The following is a 16380-nucleotide window of genomic DNA, read 5'->3' as shown; positions in this document are numbered from 1 at the left end:
TCGCTGCACAGATCAGTGGCCGCTCGCTAGCGTCGCCTCATGCGGATCAATCAAGAGCGGGAGAGGGTGCGTGATCGACTTTCCACGATGAGCGGCGACGTCGCCCGTCCGGCAGTGCCCGAGTGGCTTCTGGATATTGACGATGACGAACCCTATGGAGCCGAAGAGGGCTCTCGGTTTGCCGCGGTGCCCGAACGTTGGCGCGGTATGCGATGGAGTCCGCACCGGCGCGGTGCAATTGTGTTGGTTTTCATTGCGCTTGCTGCCGCCGGGCTCGGTGTTTTTGCACTGTGGTGGGATTCTCCGACAATCCAGGCGGTGCCGGCACTGCCTGCAGCTGTGGGAATTCCGGTCGCGACATCGAATCAGGCTCAGCCGTCAGCGCTCGTCGATGACTCTGGTCCGGCATCGGTGGTTGTCAGTGTTGTCGGGCTGGTGCACAACCCCGGATTGGTGACACTGCCCGATACCTCACGGATCGCTGATGCACTGAGCGCGGCCGGTGGGGTGCTCGACAACGCTGACACTCTCAGCTTGAACTTGGCACAGAAACTGTCCGACGGCGATCAAGTAGTTGTTGGTGCGGTGGGTGATTCGCCGGATCAGCAGATCAGTTCGACTACAGCGGGCGGGGGGTCGGCTACGCCGAGTGCATCCGCTCCCTCGGGTGCAAATGGGGCACCGATCAATCTGAATACTGCGACGGAAGCCGAACTCGACGGGCTTCCCGGAGTTGGACCCGTCACGGCGAGCGCGATCCTCGCATGGCGTACGTCGAATGGAAAGTTCACGGACATAGAACAATTGGGTGAGGTGGACGGCATCGGTCCGGCGCGGCTCGACAAGCTGCGAGCTCTGGTCACAGTGTGAACGGGGATGCAGAGCAGCGGATTCTCGACGCGAGGCTTGTGCCCGCAGCGGTTGCGGTGTGGGGAGCAACTGCTGCGGGCATCGTGTTCGGGTCCGGACTTGCGTGGTGCGTCGCGGTGACTTCGGGCATTGCCTGCGCCGGCCTGGCTGTTTGCGTGTGGCGGTGGGGATCTACGGACTGGATTCCGGTCCTATTGGTGGCCTGCGTATTCGGCGGTGCATTCAGCGCTGTGACTGCGTGGCGGATGGCAGATGTCGAAGCACATCCACTGGCGCGCGCTGCGTCGTCCGGAGGGTGGGTGACCGCGGAGGTGAACCCCACCGAGGACCCACGGGCGACGGCGTCGTCGATGGGTCCCGGTCAGGTGTATTTCCGGGCATCGGTGCGATCGGTGACCGTGGGTAATCAGCACTACGACGCACGCGGCGCCGTGACAGTACGCGCGCCGAGCGGGCTGTGGCCGGAAACGCTTCCCGGACAGGCGCTTACGATTCGGGGAAAGGTAAGCGTTCCATCGCGCTCGGATCTGACGCTGGCAGTGATCACCACCGAAGGCGGGCCGCTCGAGATCGGCGGCGCACCGTGGTATCAGCGGTGGGCCGGCGTCGTGCGGTCTCGATTTGCGGAGGTATGTGCTCAGGCGCTGGCTCCCGATGCGGCGGGCCTGCTGCCTGGTTTGGTCGTGGGGGACACCTCTGCCTTGTCTCCGGTAGTCAAGGACAACTTCACGGCGGCCGGTCTTTCTCATCTCACCGCCGTGTCCGGTGCAAACATCAGCATTCTCCTGGGCGCTGTGTTACTGCTGGTGCGGGCTGCCGCACTCGATCCGCGGATCGGGGCGGCACTTGCAGCTGTGACGATCCTGGCGTTCGTGATTGTGGCGCGGCCGTCGCCGAGTGTGCTTCGCGCCGCGGTGATGGGCACGATCGGATTGTTGAGTTTGGTGACGGGACGACGCAAACAGGCACTGCCCGCGTTGGGCGCGGCCGTCATCGTGTTGGTGATCGTGATGCCGGAACTGGCCGTTGACTGGGGATTTGTGTTGTCGACCACGGCAACCGGGGCATTGGTGATCCTTGCGCCCGTGTGGGTCGACGCACTTCGGCTGCGCGGTTGGCCGCGGTGGCTGGCAGAGATGACGGCAGTGTCGAGTGCCGCGTTTGCTGTCACCGCGCCGGTAGTGGCCGCGATGGCAGGCACGCTCAGTGTCGTGTCGATAGCAGCAAACCTGTTGGTGGCACCGGTGATCGGAGTTCTCACGGTATTGGGGGCACTGATGGCGCTGCTCGCCTTGGTCAGTGTGCCCGCGGCCGCACTTCTGGCTTTGGCTGTGCGGCCGCCGATGTGGTGGCTGCTCTCCGTCGCAGACCGGGCTGCCTCGGTGCCAGGGGCAAACCTCACCGTGCCGTCGGGATTGCTCGGGGCACTTGTAGTCCTGGGGCTGGTGCTTGTCTCGATACTCCTGCTGTGGAATCGCATCTCGCGGTGGCTACTCGGCGCAGTGCTGACGGGACTGGGGCTGGCACTGGCGTTTCACCACGTCTTCTCCGGTGGGCGGCTGGCGCCGGGATGGGCCATGGTGATGTGCGACGTGGGGCAGGGCGACGGACTGGTGCTGGCCACGGGGGATGGCCGGGTAATCGTGATCGACGTCGGGCCCGATCCGACGTCGATGGACCGTTGCCTGAACATGTTGGGGGTCGACGATATTGCGCTCGTTCTGATCAGTCATTTTCACGCCGATCACATCGCCGGACTCGACGCCGTGCTTGCCGGTCGTTCGGTGTCGGCTGTGGGTGTCGGCCCGATGTTGTTGCCGGAATCAGGTTTTCGCGATGTGGACGCGGCCGCACGAGCCCATGGAGTTCCGCTGGTCGGTCTGCGCGCCGGGTCCACGTTTGTTCTCGGGACGGTGCAGTTCGACGTTCTCGGTCCCGTGTTGCCGGTACCCCGTGATGTCGTGGACGCGGACGCGTCGGCCAACGATCAGTCCCTGGTGCTGATGGCGCACACGAGTGCAGGCCGCATACTGTTGACCGGCGACTCGGAAACCGCGGGTGAAGCGTCGATCATGCGTAGCGGAATCGACGTGCGGGCAGATGTCCTGAAACTGCCGCATCACGGCTCACGAACTACATCGAAAGCATTTCTCGAGGCGGTTCGCCCCCGGCTGACCTTGGTGAGCGCCGGCGCCGGCAACACCTTCGGGCATCCGCATCCGCAGGTGTTGAGCGAGCTGGAATCGTTGGGCGGCGTCGTGGCACGTACCGATCAAGGTGGCACGCTCGCGGTGTACGGAAGCGTCGACGGGTCCGTGTCCGTGGTGTCGGTACCTCGTGGGACGATCTTCGGGTGAGTACTCCGGCTGGCCTCGACCCGTTGCACCTCGTTCTCGGAGACGACGAATTCCTGATCGAACGGGCAGTGTCGACGTTGATCAAGGCCGTTCGTGGTGATCGTGGGCAGGGAATCTCGGATCTGCCCATCACCCGGATGCGTGCCGGCGATGCCAATGCGCCAGAACTTGCCGAACTGCTCAGTCCGTCGCTGTTCGCGGAAGATCGTGTGATCGTTCTGGAAGCGGCAGCGGAGGCCGGCAAGGACGCCGTTGCACTGGTACTCGACGCAGCCCGCGAACCGTCCGAAGGTGTTGTGCTGATTGTTCTGCACTCCGGTGGTGGACGCGCAAAAGCACTGGCGCCCGCGCTGGAGAAGTTGGGCGCCGTAGTTCATCAGTGCGCCAAACTCAACAAATCTCAGTTGACCGATTTTGTTCGGGCCGAGTTTTCGTCCGCAGATGTCAAGGTTTCGCCCGCTGTCATCGGGGCAATGATCGAAAGCGTCGGCTCGAACCTGCGTGAGTTGGCATCGGCGTGTTCCCAGTTGGCTGCAGATACCGGCGGGAAGATCGACGTCGATGCTGTCCATCAGTACTACTCCGGCAGGGCCGAGGTGTCGGGGTTCGACGTCGCGGACAAAGTAATCGTCGGCGATACCCGGGGCGCGCTCGAAGCACTTCGCTGGGCTGACCAGATCGGAACCCCGCACGTTCTTCTGGCCGACGCCCTCGCCGACGCGGTGCATACCGTCGCGAAGGTCGGCCCGTATGCCCGGGGCGGTGATCCGTTCCGATTGGCGTCGGAGCTCGGGATGCCGCCGTGGAAGGTCAAGAAGGCAATCAAGGAAGTGAAGGGCTGGGACCCGGCGTCGATCGGCGCAGCGATGCAGATTGTTGCCGCGCTCAACGCCGATGTGAAGGGTGCGGCCGTCGACTCGTCCTATGCGCTGGAATCAGCGGTGCGTAAGGTCTGTGCGCTGCGTAAGTAAGACGCGCTCGGCACGCCGTATTATTCGAACGCATTATTTGAACGCACAATAGCCGCTCTGGTCGAGTGGACCGGAGCGGCTATTGAAACACCACTGATGACGGCGAACCGTCAACGAGGATGTGTCAGATCTTGTTTGCAGCCTGCGCGAGTGCAGACTTCTTGTTTGCAGCCTGGTTGGCGTGGATAACGCCCTTGCTGGCTGCCTTGTCGAGCTTGCGGCTGGTGGCGACGAGGAGCTCGTTGGCCTTGTCCTTGTCACCGGCTGCCGCAGCCTCGCGGAATGAACGAATCGCGGTACGCAGCGAGGACTTCACCGACTGGTTACGGAGTCGGGCCGCCTCGTTGGTACGGATTCGCTTCACCTGGGACTTGATGTTGGCCACGCGTAAAATCCTTGTCGTCTTTAGCTGGTTACGGTCGAGAAAGCTGTGGGCGCACTGATGCACCGACTGGCAAGATTACCAGTCCAGGGTCGAATATCCCAAACCGCCGCACGATGCGCCTGATTGAGAAGGTTACACGGGGTTTGCGGGGATGTTTCCGCACTGCTCAAATCCCGGACGTGTAGCAGCATGTTTGCTATGACGCCGACGACAGACAATGTGGTGAATACAGGCTCGGCCACGACGCGGGCGCGTCCCTCCGGAGTGTTCGACGGATATGCGGACATCGGTCGCTACGAATTGGCTTTCGACGAGATGTTCGACGCCGACGGATCAGTGCGCGAGTCCTATCGAGGGGTGTACTCCGCGCTGGCGCCGACGAGCAGTAAGGACCTCGGGGCCCGCGCAGACGCACTTGGTCGCGCCTTCATCGATCAGGGGGTGACGTTCTCGCTCTCGGGGCAGGAAAGCCCCTTCCCGTTGGATGTGGTTCCGCGCGTTATCGCGGCGCAGGAGTGGGCGCACCTCGAAAAGGGCATCAAACAACGGGTCAAAGCGCTGGAGTTGTTTCTGGCCGACATTTACGGCGAACAGCGGATTCTGCGTGATCACGTGCTTCCCCGGCGGCTGGTCACCTCGTGTGAGCACTTCCACCGGGAGGCCACGGGAATTGTGCCGCCCAATGGCGTGCGTATTCACGTGGCCGGGATCGACCTGGTCCGGGACGAAGTCGGTGACTTCCGGGTGCTAGAGGACAATCTGCGATCACCGTCCGGGGTCTCCTATGTGATGGAGAACCGTCGGACCATGACGCGGGTGTTCCCGGACCTGTTCATGTCGCACCGGGTGCGTGCTGTCGGTGATTATGCAACTCATTTGCTGCGCGCCCTGCGAGCCGGTGCGGCCACGAACGAAGCCGACCCAACTGTGGTTGTTCTCACACCGGGTGTCGCGAATTCGGCGTACTTCGAACACTCGCTGCTCGCGCGACAGATGGGTGTCGAGTTGGTGGAGGGCCGCGACCTCTTCTGCCGCGACAACGTCGTCTACATGCGCACGACGGAAGGTGAACGTCAGGTCGACGTGATCTACCGACGGATAGACGATGACTACCTCGACCCGATGCACTTCCGCCCGGACTCGATTCTCGGTGTGGCCGGCGTGCTCAACGCGGCCCGGGCGGGCAACGTCGTAATTTCGAGTGCTGTGGGAAACGGAGTCGGAGACGACAAACTTGTCTACACCTATGTGCCGCAGATCATCGATTACTACCTCGGTGAGAAACCGTTGCTGCAGAACGTCGACACGTTCCGTTGCTGGCTCGACGACGAGTGTGAGGAAGTACTCGACCGCGTCGCGGAACTGGTGATCAAACCCGTCGAGGGGTCCGGTGGGTACGGCATCGTGTTCGGCCCGGACGCGAGCCCGGCGGAACTGGCCGAGATCACCGGAAAGATCAGAGCCGATCCGCGCGGCTGGATCGCTCAACCGGTGGTGCAGTTGTCGACAGTGCCCACGAAGATCGGGGACGTGTTGTCGCCGCGTCATGTCGATCTGCGTCCCTTTGCGGTCAACGACGGTGACGACATCTGGGTATTGCCCGGCGGGTTGACTCGCGTGGCGCTCCCGGAAGGCTCGTTGGTGGTCAACTCGAGCCAAGGCGGGGGAAGCAAGGACACGTGGGTATTGGCCGCGGCGACATCAACCGACGCCGGGGAACTGGCGGGTGAGGAACTTGTCGGCGAACCGCCGGAATCCGCAGAACCTGACAAGGGCCCGGAACTGACTCCGTCACAACTGAATCAACAACAACAGTGATCACGCCGAAGCGGTCAACAGAACGGAGTGTGATGTAAGGATGCTTGCCAGAAATGCCGAATCTCTCTACTGGATCGGCCGTTACGTGGAACGGGCCGATGACACCGCGCGCATCCTCGACGTGACCGTCCACCAACTGCTCGACGACACGACCCTCGATCCGGATCGAACGTCGCGGTTGTTGCTTCGGGTCCTCGGAATCGACGCGCCGGAAGAGGAACTGGATGTGCGGTCGCTGACGGATCTTGTTGCGTTCAGTCGCAATCAGGTCGGATCGATCGTCGACTCACTGTCGAGCGCCCGGGAAAACGCTCGTGGCGCACGTGAGGTGACGTCCAGTGAGATGTGGGAGTGCCTGAACACGACGTACAACGGATTGGGGGAGCGCGAGCGAGCGTCGCGCTACCTCGGGCCACACGAGTTCTTCCGCTACGTCGAGGAACGCGCGGCAATGTTTGCGGGACTGGCGGATTCGACGCTCAGCCGCGACGACGGTTACCGGTTCCTGCTGTTGGGTCGCTCCATCGAGCGAGTCGACATGATCGTGCGCATGCTGCTGGCCCGTGCGGGGGACAAGCCGACGTCGCCAGCCTGGGTGTCGGTGCTGCGCTCGGCCGGTGCGCACGACACGTACCTCCGTACCTACCGTGGTGCTCTCGACGCGAACCGGGTCGTGGAGTTCATCCTTCTCGATCGGCTGTTTCCGCGGTCGGTGTTCCACTCGATTCGGCAAGCGGAGAAGTGCCTGGAGGAACTGGACCCGCAGCAGGCCAGCCGGGTCGGGATCCGCGCTGAGGCCACCCGATTGCTCGGTAGGGCACGAAGTGAGCTCGAGTTCCTCCCCCAGGGAGTGTTGCTCGAGGATTTGCAGTTGAGACTGTTGGGTTGGCAGGAGACGTGTCGCGAACTGGGTGAGGCTATTTCGTTGCAGTACTTCCATGCCGCGCCATGGGTCGCGTGGACTGACGCAAGTGCTGTCTACGCCGAGGCGACTGTGGAGGGGGAACTGTGAGTTGGCGAATGAGGGTTGTACACACGACCGGATATGCCTACGAAGCTCCGGTGACGTCGTCGTACAACGAGGTGCGACTGACTCCACGGGGTGACAACCGGCAAACGGTCATCCTGAACCGCGTCGAGACCCAACCGGCTTCGCGTGCCTACCGGTACACCGACTATTGGGGTACTGCGGTGACGGCTTTCGATCTTCATGCGCCGCATAAGGAACTGGAAGTCACGGGTCTTTCCGTTGTCGAGACGGAACCGTTTGTCGCGCCGGAAGAAAAGGTCGGCTGGGACGAGTTGGCCGGTAATTCGATCAAGGATCGGTTCAACGAACAATTGAGTTTCACGGATTATGTCCCGCGAGACGAGAAGTTCACGGCAATTGCCGAAGAATTGCGACAGGGTTTATCGCCGGAGGAAGCGGTAGTGGCCGTGTCGAAATGGGTGTACAGCGAAATGTCGTATGTGCCCGGGACTACCGGCGTCCACACGTCGGCGGTCGAAGCCTGGGCCGCACGCGAAGGTGTGTGTCAGGATTATGCGCATTTGACACTCGACATACTGCGCACCATGGGAATTCCGTGTCGATATGTTTCCGGATATCTGCATCCGACGCGCGATGCCGCTATCGGGGACACGGTGGTCGGGGAATCACACGCCTGGATCGAGGCGTGGACGGGTGCCTGGTGGGGATACGACCCGACAAACGTGATAGCTGTGAATGAACAACATGTCGCGGTCGGGATAGGTCGGGACTATTCGGATGTGCCGCCGCTGAAGGGAATCTATTCCGGCGGTCGATCGACAGATCTCGAAGTTGTTGTGGAGATCACTCGCCTTGCGTAAAGTCCGGCAAATCTAGACGCGTGAGCATTACTGCCGTTTCATTGACGAAGAAGGTGGGAATATGTCTCCAACTGCACAGGAATTAACCGAGGTCGAACCGATTTCGGACGTCAAGAAATATGTGGCCGAAGCGGTGGGGACATTTGTACTGGTGTTCTCCGCCGTCGGCACCGCCGTATTTGCCGGTGCGAAAGTCGGAAACCTCGGAGTTGCTCTGGCTTTCGGTTTGACCTTGCTGTTTCTGGTGTACGCCATCGGCCCGATTTCGGGTTGTCACGTCAATCCCGCGGTGACCGTCGGCCAATTTGCCATCGGGCGAATCTCGGCAGTGAATGCGGGCATCTACATCGTCGCTCAGATAATCGGTGGTCTTCTTGCAGGTGTTGTCATCTACACCGTCGCAAACAGCCTTCCTGCCTACAACAGAGTCGCAGACGGCCTGGGTGCTAACGGCTGGGGAGCGCACAGCCCGTCGGCCGAGAAGAACCTCCTGGGAATGGTGGTGTCCGACGGCTACGGCATCGGCGCCACGATGATCATCGAGATCTTGCTGACCGCGCTACTGGTGTTCGTCGTTCTGGCGTCCACCGACCAGATCTCCGACGTTCCGCTGGCCGGAGTGTCCATCGGCTTCACGCTCGCCGTGATCCACCTGATCTCGATCCCGATCGACAACACGTCCGTGAACCCCGCCCGCAGCCTTGCCGTCGCCCCGTATCAGGTCGGTGCCATGGGCCAAGTGTGGCTGTTCATCGTGTTCCCGATCATCGGCGGCGCACTCGGCGCACTGATCTACCGCGCGTTGTTCGGCCGATTCAATCGCTTGAACAGCTGAGCCGCCTCAACAGTTGAGCGATTTCGGTAGTGCTTTGTCCTTCGGGTCGGCTTCAGCTCCAGCTGAAGTCGGCCCGAAGTTTTGTGGCCACCAGCTCGAACTTCTTACGGTCCATGACGGCTCCTTCGCGGCGAATACCGGCTTCCGGGACGTCGAGAACACGATCCAACCTGATCCAACTTGGGCGGCCTTCGCTGTCCCACGGGCCGGACCCGATGGCGACCCAATCTCGCTCGCCGTTGCGCTTGCTCTGCGACGACAGCATCAAGCCCAGGAGTGTGTCCCCGTCTCGGCCGACAACCAGAACCGGGCGGTCCTTGCCCTGCGTCGGGTCCTCTTCGTAGGCGACCCAGGTCCAGACGATCTCGCCGGGATCGGCTTTGCCGTCGAGATCGGGGGAGTATTCGACCTTGCGGGCGCGATGCGCGGTGGGGACGGTGCGCGCCGCGACCGGTCGGCCGGACGTGCCCGTCGACGCGTTCGACGACTGCAGTTGGCGTAGCAGTGTCGGGCCCTTGTCCAGAGCGAAGTTACCGAGGGTTCTGCCGAGCTGCTTCCACATGCTTGCCATGGCGACCGAGCATAATCGCATGGTGCGCGGGAACCCTGAGCGCTTGGTGCGGGCACACCCGAGTGCTCTGTGCGGGAACCGCTGGCGCGGCGGCGGTGAGACTTGGATATCCTAAGGGTTGACAGTGGCCCGGATCCGGGCCGGTGCCGGTCCGATTAAGGGGTCTCCCATCAGCAGCTTCGCCGACAAGACGTTCACGGATCCTGCGCAGATCCGGAACTTCTGCATCATTGCGCACATCGACCACGGTAAGTCGACGCTGGCAGACCGCATGCTGCAGCTCACCGGCGTGGTCGAAGAGCGGGCGATGCGCGCGCAGTATCTGGACCGCATGGACATCGAGCGCGAACGTGGCATCACCATCAAGGCCCAGAATGTGCGCCTGCCCTGGACTGTCAACGGTGAAGAGTTTGTCCTCCACCTCATCGACACCCCCGGCCACGTCGACTTCACGTACGAGGTCTCGCGTGCGCTCGAAGCGTGTGAAGGCGCGATCCTGCTGGTCGACGCAGCTCAGGGCATCGAAGCTCAGACACTGGCCAACCTGTACCTGGCGATGGAGAAGGATCTCAAGATCATTCCCGTCCTCAACAAGATCGACCTCCCGGCTGCCGATCCCGACCGCTATGCCGAGGAAATTGCGCATATCACCGGCTGTGAACCCGGCGATGTCCTGCGCGTCTCGGGTAAGACCGGCATGGGCGTCAAGGAATTGCTCGACGAAGTAATCGTGCAGATTCCCGCACCGGTCGGTGATGCCGACGGTCCGGCTCGCGCGATGATCTTCGACTCGGTCTACGACGCGTATCGCGGCGTGGTCACGTACGTGCGCGTTGTCGACGGCCGGATCCGTCCGCGCGAGAAGATCACGATGATGTCCACCGGCACCACGCACGAACTGCTCGAGGTCGGCATCATCTCGCCCGAGCCGAAGGCCAGTATCGGCCTGGGCGTCGGCGAGGTGGGCTATCTCATCACGGGAGTGAAGGACGTTCGTCAGTCGCGAGTCGGTGACACCGTCACCACAACGCGCAACGGCGCCACACAACCGCTCGTCGGCTACCGCGATCCCAAGCCGATGGTCTACTCGGGTCTGTACCCGATGGACGGCTCGGACTACCCCGTGCTGCGCGACGCTTTGGACAAGCTCCGCCTCAACGACGCGGCCCTTGCGTACGAGCCCGAGACATCGGTTGCTCTGGGATTCGGTTTCCGCTGCGGCTTCCTGGGACTGCTGCACATGGAAATCACCCGTGACCGTCTCGAGCGCGAGTTCGGTCTCGAACTGATTTCCACGGCGCCCAACGTCGTGTACCGCGTCGTGATGGAAGACGGGTCCGAGGTCATCGTCACCAACCCGTCGTACTGGCCTGAAGGCAAGGTTCGTGAAGTGTACGAACCGGTCGCCAAGTGCACCGTCATCGCGCCGAGCGAGTACGTCGGCGCAATCATGGAGCTGTGCCAGTCGCGTCGTGGTGAGCTCGGCGGCATGGATTACCTGTCGGAGACCCGCGTCGAACTGCGCTACGAATTGCCCATGGGCGAGATCATGTTCGACTTCTTCGACGCGCTCAAGTCCCGCACCAAGGGCTACGCCAGCCTCGACTACGAAGAGGCCGGCGAGCAGCAGGCAGACCTGGTGAAGGTCGACATTCTGCTGCAGGGCGAGGCCGTCGACGCGTTCTCCTCGATCGTTCACCGCTCCAACGCCGGTGCCTACGGTGGCCGGATGACATCGAAGCTGCGCGAGCTCATCCCGCGTCAGCAGTTCGAAGTTCCGATCCAGGCCGCGATCGGCGCGAAGATCATCTCGCGCGAGAACATTCGCGCAATCCGCAAGGACGTCCTTGCCAAGTGCTACGGCGGCGACATCAGCCGTAAGCGCAAGCTGCTCGAGAAGCAGAAGGAAGGCAAGAAGCGGATGAAGACCATCGGCCGCGTCGAGGTTCCGCAGGAAGCATTCGTGGCAGCACTGACATCCGAATCGGTCGGCGAGAAGCCCAAGAAGTAGGAGCGCATGATCACCACCTGGTTGTCCCGAGAATTCGGAATCGAGATCCCGGTACTCGGGGCACCCATGGGTGGGCGGGCCGGTGGCGCTCTCGCCGGCGCGGTCTCCGCTGCCGGTGGGCTGGGTCTGCTGGGGGCGGCCAGGTACAACACACCCGAGTGGATCGAGGCCGAAGCCGACGTGGCTCGCTCGATCGGCGGGAAATTCGGTGTCGGGCTCATGACGTGGTCACTGCCCGAGAACGAATTGATGCTCGACACCGCGATCGCGGTCAAACCGACCATGATCACCTTGTCGTTCGGTGATCCCGCCGCCTATGTCGGCCGCATCCACGATGCCGGGATTCCTGTTGTGTCACAGATCAATACGCTCGAGGACCTTCGTATCGTGGAGGCCGCGGGAGTGGACGCCGTCATCGCGCAGGGCGGTGAGGCCGGCGGGCACACCGGCCGCATCGGGACGTTGCCTCTGCTGCAGGAGATCCTCGAAGCAACCTCGCTGCCGGTGCTCGCTGCGGGTGGAGTCGGGACCGGGCGCGGTCTGGCCGCGGTTCTTGCTGCCGGCGCGGAGGGCGTGATGATCGGGACCGCGTTGCTCGCCAGCCCCGAAACTGTCGGCCCGGATTACGCGCGTGATCGCGTCGTCGAAGCCGGGAGTGCGGACACCGTCTACACGTCCGTGTTCGACCGAGCGCGCAGTCAGCCGTGGCCGCAGCGTTGGGGTGGCCGAGCCATCGCCAACGACTTCACGGCAGCGTGGGACGGCGTCGATGCCGATGAGGACACTCTCGCAAAGGCGTACGACCCGTCCGATCCGAACAACGGCGTCGTGTATGCCGGAGAAGCGGTGGGACTCGTGCATGGAACTCACCCCGCCGGTGACGTGGTTCGGCGGATCGGCGCGGATGCGGAGCGCCACCTATCTGCTGTGCGCCTTTCTTAACCGCGGGCGGTTGAGAAAGGCGCACAGCAGGGGATTACGTCGCGTTGTGCGCCGGCTGGAATGCGCCGGCTTCGGCGGCCTCCTCGGCGCGGATCACGTGCACCACGGCGTTGATCAATGCCAGGTGGGTGAACGCCTGCGGGAAGTTTCCGAGATGACGGCCGGTGTGTGCGTCGATCTCCTCGGCGTAGAGCTTGAGCGGGCTGGCAAATCCGAGTAGACGCTCACACAGGTGCTTCGCGCGCTCGAGTTCGCCGATCTCGACCAACGCCGAGACCAACCAGAACGAACAGATGGTGAATGTGCCTTCCTCGCCGCTCAATCCGTCGTCGGTGGTTTCGACGCGGTAGCGCAGAACCAGGCCTTCTTCGGTGAGTTCGTCGGCGATGGCAAGCACGGTTGCCCGGATGCGGGGATCGTCGGCCGGAAGGAAACGCAGGAGCGGCGCGAGAAGCAGCGACGCGTCGAGTGAATTGTGGCCGTATCGCTGGGTGAGCACACCACGAGAGTCGACGCCGTGAGCGAGGATATCCTCTTTGATCTCGTCGGCAATGGCGGACCACTGTTGCGCAAAGCTCTTCTCGCCCTGCATTTCTGCGAGCTTGGCGCCGCGGTCGAGAGCAACCCAGCACATGATCTTCGACGACGTGAAGTGTTGCGGTTCGCCGCGCACTTCCCAGATCCCGCGGTCGGGTTGACGCCAATGCTTGATGGCTTCCTCGACCTGCCGCTTGAGGAGCGGCCACAATGCTTCGGGGACACGCTCGCGGGTGCGGATGTGGAGATACACCGAGTCGAGCATGGTGCCCCAGATGTCGTGCTGTTTCTGGTCGAACGCGCCGTTGCCGATCCGTACCGGCCGGGCACCGTCGTAGCCGGACAGGTGGCTCAGTTCGGACTCCTCGAGGGTTCGCTCACCGCCGATGCCGTACATGACTTGCAACGGGTGTGGTTTCCCGTGGTCGGAGCTGGAGACGTCGTAGATGAAGTTGAAGAAATCGTTGGCCTCGCGGTCCAGTCCGAGGGTGTAGAGGCCCCAGAGTGCGAAGGTGGAATCGCGAACCCACGCGTAGCGGTAGTCCCAGTTACGTTCTCCGCCAGGTGTTTCCGGGAGAGATGTCGTGGAGGCGGCAAGGAGGGCGCCGGTGGGGGCGTAGGTGAGCCCCTTGAGGGTGAGTGCGCTGCGCTGGAGGTAGGCCCGCCACGGATGGTCGGGGAACTTGCCGATGGTGACCCATTCACGCCACGACTTTGCGGTCTGCCACATCATCTCGGCGGCTTCGTCGAAGGTCTGCGGCGACGGCAGTTCGGACCACGACAGTGCGACGAACGCGTTGTCGCCCTCGACCAGCCGGGTGCGGGCACGGGCTTCGCGCCCCTCGAGTCCGAGGCGCAGATCGGTGGTGAGGCGCAGTGACGGATGATCGCCGGGCCGCGAGGAATGGCACGTGGCCGTCGCTTCCTCGTACACCTTGCCGGTGTACTCCCAGATTGCGGCACCCCGGTGGTAATCGAAGGCCGGTTCGCAGCTCATTTCGAGTTCGACAGTGCCGCTGACGCACTTCACAGTGCGGAGCAGGATGTGTTCTGCATCCCAGTCGGTGGGTGTGCGCCGATGAGTGCTGGAACGCTTGTCGACGTTGTGCCACGGGCCGAGAACCAACGCGTCGCGCACGACCAGCCATCCCGTCTCGGTCTGCCAGGTGGTCTCGAGAATGAGCCCGCCGGGAAGGTAGCGGCGAGCTGCCGGAACGTTCTGGCCGTACGGGCCGATCCGGAAGTGCCCTGCACTGCGATCCAGGATCGCGCCGAAGACGCTCGGAGAGTCGGGACGCGGGACGCACATCCACTCCACTGATCCGTTCCGGGCGATCAAGCAGGATGTCTCGCAGTCGGACAGAAATGCGTAGTCGTCGATGGGTGGGAAGGTGCTTCGGTGGTGGCCTGCCGTGGTGGAGGGGACGGCCTGCATTACTTCGTCGTCGACACTCATTCGGACATTGTCCGGCCAGATCTGAGGCACGTCCACTCCGCAGCTGTTCGGTGCCCGCGGCGGCGAACGATAGGGTGATGAGCGTGGAGCGAATTGCGGGTTGGTGGGACGGCGTGGAGCTGTGGATTGCCGGCCTTCCCTTCATCCCACAGGTCGTGTTGGTCCTTGCCGTTGTTGTTCCACTGTGTGCCGGCATCGCGATCGGTCTGGATCGTGGATTGTCAGCAGTGCTGTCGTCGCCGGTCTTCGAGTGGCTACGACGCACCCCAGCGGCAATCTCCGAGAAAACCCCCGAGAAATCTTTCAGAGAAGTCGAGGAAAACTGATGCCCCGCTCACGGGTCACTCTTGCACTGATCGCCCTGATCCTTCTTTGTATCGTGGCGTGGCTTCTCACTCGTTAGAGATTCGATTCGAGACCGCCGGAATGCTCTGCTAGAGTCCTCGACGTGTCCGAAGCAGCTGCTCCCCAGATCCGCCACCAGTTGGCGTTGATCGCTGTCGGCATGCTTGACGTCGCTGACGTCGCCTGTTGTTGATTTCCCTGTAGTTCGAATTCCTCGGTGGCGCACGTGCGCCCCGCTCGAACTCTTCTGCGCGTAGTTCGCGCCCCCCGACCATGGGCATCTTAAAGCCCCGTCGGCTCTTCATGTCCGAACATTCCGATGGATTCAGCCCCAGAGGTCTCGGACTTTCACGCTGTGTCAGCCCTTTTCTGTCAGCCCTCTCGGAAGGTATCTGCAATGAAACGCCGTTCCCGCACACTCCTCACTGCTATCGCGACCATGGGGGCCGTGGTACTCACAGCGTGCAGCGGTGGCTCGAGCGATACCGTCGGCGCCGATACGGTTGCCAGCGACGGTAGCGCCGGCACGATCAACCTGTTTGCCTACGCGGTCCCGAAGCCCGGCTTCGACAAGCTGATTCCCGCATTCCAGGCGACGGAAGACGGCAAGAACGTTGCGTTCAACCCGTCGTACGGCGCCTCGGGCGACCAGTCGCGCAAGGTGAAGGACGGCGCGGAAGCCGACTTCGTCAACTTCTCCGTCGAGCCCGACATCACTCGCCTCGTCGACGCGGGCCTGGTGGACAAGAACTGGAATCAGGACGCCTACAACGGAATTCCGTTCGGATCGGTTGTCACCATCGTGACGCGTCCCGGAAACCCGAAGGGCATCAAGGACTGGGACGACCTGCTCCAGCCCGGCCTCGAGGTTGTCACCCCGAACCCGTTCAGTTCGGGCTCGGCCAAGTGGAACCTGTTGGCGCCGTACGCGGCAAAGAGTGACGGCGGCAAGAACCCGCAGGCCGGCCTCGACTACATCACCGCGCTCGTCAACGATCACGTCAAGATCCAGCCGAAGTCGGGCCGCGAAGCATCGGAAGCCTTCTTGCAGGGCAGCGGCGACGTTCTGATCAGCTACGAGAACGAAGCACTGTTCATCGAGGGCAACGGAGATCCGGTCGAGCACGTCACCCCGCCGACGACGTTCAAGATCGAGAATCCGGTCGCTGTGTTGTCGAACAGCAAGGTTCTGGATCAGGCAACGGCGTTCAAGGATTACCTCTACACCACCGAAGGCCAGAAGCTGTGGGCCGAAGCAGGATTCCGCCCGGTTGATCCCGCGGTTGCCGCCGAGTTCACCGACAAGTTCCCGGAGCCCACGAAGCTGTGGACCATCACGGATCTGGGTGGCTGGAAGACCGTCGACTCCACACTGTTCACCAAGGACACCGGTTCCATCGCCGTAATCTACGACAACGCAACCAAGTAAGA

General features: G+C 62.6%; 15 protein-coding genes. 12 read left to right on the top strand and 3 right to left on the bottom strand.

Annotated elements, in window-relative coordinates; translation table 11 throughout:
• Positions 1 to 39: 39 nt before the first annotated feature.
• From KYT97_RS25945 to holA, 3 genes are read left to right on the top strand one after another with little or no spacing between them, the layout of a single operon-like run.
• Complete coding sequence (locus KYT97_RS25945) at positions 40 to 870, top strand: ComEA family DNA-binding protein (protein ID WP_219111007.1); 831 nt, start codon at positions 40 to 42, stop codon at positions 868 to 870.
• On the top strand, positions 867 to 3227 hold the full coding sequence (locus KYT97_RS25940; RefSeq protein WP_219111005.1) for a ComEC/Rec2 family competence protein: 2361 nt from the start codon (positions 867 to 869) through the stop codon (positions 3225 to 3227). The genes KYT97_RS25945 and KYT97_RS25940 overlap by 4 nt, the downstream gene beginning before the upstream one ends.
• Entirely contained in the window at positions 3224 to 4198 is a 975-nt protein-coding gene (gene holA, locus KYT97_RS25935) for a DNA polymerase III subunit delta (RefSeq protein WP_033232939.1), read from the top strand. Before KYT97_RS25940 ends, holA begins: the two co-directional genes overlap by 4 nt.
• A 124-nt stretch (positions 4199 to 4322) precedes the next feature.
• Here the strand turns inward: holA and rpsT are convergent, their stop codons facing one another.
• Entirely contained in the window at positions 4323 to 4583 is a 261-nt protein-coding gene (gene rpsT / locus KYT97_RS25930) for a 30S ribosomal protein S20 (RefSeq protein ID WP_033232941.1), read from the bottom strand.
• Between the two features lie 198 nt (positions 4584 to 4781).
• On the opposite strand from rpsT, the gene KYT97_RS25925 reads away from it, so the two are divergent.
• The 4 genes from KYT97_RS25925 (at position 4782) to KYT97_RS25910 (ending at position 9087) form a co-directional block, all read left to right on the top strand.
• The gene (locus tag KYT97_RS25925) at positions 4782 to 6401 is read left to right on the top strand and encodes a circularly permuted type 2 ATP-grasp protein (protein WP_033233172.1); all 1620 of its coding nucleotides are present in this window, start codon (positions 4782 to 4784) and stop codon (positions 6399 to 6401) included.
• A 40-nt stretch (positions 6402 to 6441) separates the two neighbouring features.
• On the top strand, positions 6442 to 7413 hold the full coding sequence (locus tag KYT97_RS25920; protein ID WP_033232943.1) for an alpha-E domain-containing protein: 972 nt from the start codon (positions 6442 to 6444) through the stop codon (positions 7411 to 7413).
• An 8-nt stretch (positions 7414 to 7421) separates the two neighbouring features.
• On the top strand, positions 7422 to 8252 hold the full coding sequence (locus KYT97_RS25915) for a transglutaminase family protein (RefSeq protein ID WP_095885913.1): 831 nt from the start codon (positions 7422 to 7424) through the stop codon (positions 8250 to 8252).
• A 61-nt stretch (positions 8253 to 8313) separates the two neighbouring features.
• Positions 8314 to 9087 (top strand): aquaporin, encoded by a 774-nt coding sequence (locus KYT97_RS25910; RefSeq protein ID WP_033232946.1) that lies wholly within the window; start codon positions 8314 to 8316, stop codon positions 9085 to 9087.
• Between the two features lie 52 nt (positions 9088 to 9139).
• Here the strand turns inward: KYT97_RS25910 and KYT97_RS25905 are convergent, their stop codons facing one another.
• Positions 9140 to 9658 carry a type II toxin-antitoxin system PemK/MazF family toxin gene (locus tag KYT97_RS25905; RefSeq protein ID WP_045066969.1) on the bottom strand — a complete coding sequence of 173 codons (519 nt, stop codon included), beginning with the start codon at positions 9656 to 9658 and terminating at the stop codon, positions 9140 to 9142.
• Between the two features lie 118 nt (positions 9659 to 9776).
• Here KYT97_RS25905 and lepA point away from each other — a divergent pair, with 118 nt between their 5' ends.
• Both lepA and KYT97_RS25895 read left to right on the top strand, forming a co-directional pair.
• Complete coding sequence (lepA, locus tag KYT97_RS25900) at positions 9777 to 11669, top strand: translation elongation factor 4 (protein ID WP_033232951.1); 1893 nt, start codon at positions 9777 to 9779, stop codon at positions 11667 to 11669.
• A gap of 6 nt (positions 11670 to 11675) precedes the next feature.
• Positions 11676 to 12611 (top strand): NAD(P)H-dependent flavin oxidoreductase, encoded by a 936-nt coding sequence (locus tag KYT97_RS25895; protein ID WP_219111004.1) that lies wholly within the window; start codon positions 11676 to 11678, stop codon positions 12609 to 12611.
• A 34-nt stretch (positions 12612 to 12645) separates the two neighbouring features.
• On the opposite strand, the gene KYT97_RS25890 is transcribed toward KYT97_RS25895, so the two are convergent.
• Complete coding sequence (locus KYT97_RS25890; RefSeq protein ID WP_033233173.1) at positions 12646 to 14604, bottom strand: glycoside hydrolase family 15 protein; 1959 nt, start codon at positions 14602 to 14604, stop codon at positions 12646 to 12648.
• 83 nt (positions 14605 to 14687) lie between these two features.
• On the opposite strand from KYT97_RS25890, the gene KYT97_RS25885 reads away from it, so the two are divergent.
• The 3 genes from KYT97_RS25885 (at position 14688) to KYT97_RS25880 (ending at position 16378) form a co-directional block, all read left to right on the top strand.
• Positions 14688 to 14930 (top strand): hypothetical protein, encoded by a 243-nt coding sequence (locus KYT97_RS25885; protein WP_033233174.1) that lies wholly within the window; start codon positions 14688 to 14690, stop codon positions 14928 to 14930.
• Positions 14931 to 15052: 122 nt separating this feature from the next.
• Positions 15053 to 15142: an Ms4533A family Cys-rich leader peptide gene (locus tag KYT97_RS31210; protein WP_309599224.1), complete on the top strand. Its 90-nt coding sequence runs from the start codon at positions 15053 to 15055 to the stop codon at positions 15140 to 15142.
• A gap of 204 nt (positions 15143 to 15346) precedes the next feature.
• The gene (locus tag KYT97_RS25880) at positions 15347 to 16378 is read left to right on the top strand and encodes a sulfate ABC transporter substrate-binding protein (protein ID WP_219111002.1); all 1032 of its coding nucleotides are present in this window, start codon (positions 15347 to 15349) and stop codon (positions 16376 to 16378) included.
• Positions 16379 to 16380: the final 2 nt, after the last annotated feature.

Origin of the sequence: Rhodococcus globerulus (assembly GCF_019334125.1) — a bacterium.
Classification (GTDB): Bacteria; Actinomycetota; Actinomycetes; order Mycobacteriales; family Mycobacteriaceae; genus Rhodococcus_F; species Rhodococcus_F globerula.
This window is presented reverse-complemented; position numbering and strand designations above follow the sequence as displayed.